This is a genomic window from Ruminococcus sp. N15.MGS-57 (assembly GCF_000980385.1).
Lineage (GTDB): Bacteria > Bacillota > Clostridia > Oscillospirales > Ruminococcaceae > Hominimerdicola > Hominimerdicola aceti.
In genome coordinates this window covers 1-1496 of sequence record NZ_LARF01000099.1, presented here as the reverse complement: position 1 = coordinate 1496, position 1496 = coordinate 1, and the positions used below count along the sequence as shown (strand labels likewise).

Here is a 1496-nt window from a genome sequence, read left to right as displayed (position 1 = left end):
CCTTAGAACTAAGCGTTCGTAATAGAAAGTGTCAGCCGCCTTCTTGTTATAAAATTCGATTAAGCAGGTTGTACCTGCTGTGTTTACAGCAGCGTTCGCATCACTAACCAAAATGAATTTTAATAAGCTCCTGAGCGGAAACATTACAAAATATCAGAAAGAAGGATTTATCATGATTAGTGTAGGAATTGATGTATCAAAAGGAAAAAGTACTGTTTGCATTATGAAACCTTGCGGCGAAATACTTGAATCACCCTTTGACATTGGTCACACTGCCGATGAACTGGATTCTCTTATTTCTCTCATCAAATCATTCGATGAAGAAACCCGTGTTGTTATGGAAGATACAGGTCACTATCATCTTCCTGTTGCGACCTATTTATCTTCTCACAACATTTTTGTATGCTGTGTAAATGCCTTGCGTATGAAGAAGTTCTGCTCGCAAAGCATAAGACGAGCAAAAACCGATAAAATTGATTCGATTAAAATCGCATCTTTCGGTATTACATACTGGAACGAGCTTGTTAAGGCTTATCCCTCTAATGTTATATACGATGAACTTAAATTTCTTGCACGTCAGTATTATCAGGTTACAGGTATGCTTGTTAAATCAAAGGTGAACTTCTCCAATCTTCTTGACCAAGTTATGCCCAAAATCAATGATGTTCTTTCAAATCAAGGTGAAAATCACAAGCTGACCGAGTTTGTCAGTCGATATATTCATTTTCAGAATATTCTCGATATGGGAGAAATGAAATTTACATCTGATTACTGCAAATGGGCAAAGAAAAAGGGATACCGCTTAAACGAGCGTAAGGCAGCGGAAATCCTTGCCCTTGCTCAAAACGGTATCCCTACGCTTCCTAACTCCCAATCCGTCAAAATTGCCGTTAGTGAAGCCGTCAAGCTGATCCACTCAATAGAGGAATCACGCAATACCATTTTAGCACAAATGCAGGATCTTTGCAACACCTTGCCTGAATATTCTGTTGTCAAGGAAATGGATTGTATCGGAGATACACTTGCTCCACGTATCATTGCTGAAATTGGCGATGTACGCAGATTCAAAAACAAGCACTCTCTCATTGCCTATGCAGGCATTGACGCTCCGCCTTATCAGTCGGGTGCATTCCACGCTTCTGAGCGTCATATATCCAAGCGTGGAAACAGTTATCTGCGAAAAACAGGCTACGAGATCATGCAGTCCTTAATCAAACACAAACCTGCCGACAATGCTGTCTATGACTTTATTCAGAAGAAACGCAGCGAAGGGAAATGCGGCAAAGAAGCAATGATTGCGGGGCTTAACAAATTCCTTCGAGTTTACTACGGCAAGGTTATGGAGTTTTACTCCGAACATTAATTGTAGTCTCAGGTACATACTCATCGGGCGTTTGAATACTTCCTTCAAACGTCAGCTTTGCTATATCGTTTTTTCCTTTGCTTCTTTTCTCAACTTTGTTCATTTTGCCTATTGATTTTTCTTAGCAGGTTTC

The 1496-nt window shown here is 40.0% G+C and carries 1 protein-coding gene; it reads left to right on the top strand.

The window, feature by feature from the left end; genetic code table 11:
* The first annotated feature begins 172 nt into the window (after positions 1 to 172).
* Positions 173 to 1363, top strand: a complete 1191-nt coding sequence (locus tag WS40_RS10550; protein ID WP_038670590.1) for an IS110 family transposase — start codon at positions 173 to 175, stop codon at positions 1361 to 1363.
* Positions 1364 to 1496: the final 133 nt, after the last annotated feature.

Excerpts from the sequence above, each read along its gene's own strand:
- WS40_RS10550 (WP_038670590.1), top strand. The coding sequence starts at position 173 with ATGATTAGTGTAGGAATTGATGTATCAAAAGGAAAAAGTACTGTTTGC.